The following is a 363-nucleotide window of genomic DNA, read 5'->3' as shown; positions in this document are numbered from 1 at the left end:
TTGTTCCAACACTACAGGAAGCCTATGATATTATTGAAATGGAAGAAATGGAACGCGACTTAGGATTTTAATTTTATGAAATTAACCATTTTAGGCTGTTACAGTGCTACTCCAAGAATTTTAACCAATCCAACCTCTCAAGTATTAGAGATGCGCGGAAACATGTTTTTAATTGATTGTGGTGAGGGTACACAAGTACAGCTTAGAAAACATAAAATAAAATTTAGTCGTATAAAACACATATTTATTTCGCATTTACACGGCGATCATTTTTTTGGTTTAGTTGGTGTTATTTCAACTTTTAGATTATTAGGTAGAGAGGCAGATTTACATATTTATGGCCCAAAAGGCATTAAAGAAATC

The 363-nt window shown here is 32.5% G+C and carries 1 protein-coding gene; it reads left to right on the top strand.

Annotation, left to right across the window (positions count from 1 at the left end; all coding sequences use genetic code 11):
* Window positions 1–75: 75 nt before the first annotated feature.
* The coding region (locus FUA24_RS23295; protein ID WP_148545731.1) for an MBL fold metallo-hydrolase at window positions 76–363 on the top strand (288 nt) is incomplete at its 3' end.

The organism is Seonamhaeicola marinus (assembly GCF_008085455.1).
This window is presented reverse-complemented; position numbering and strand designations above follow the sequence as displayed.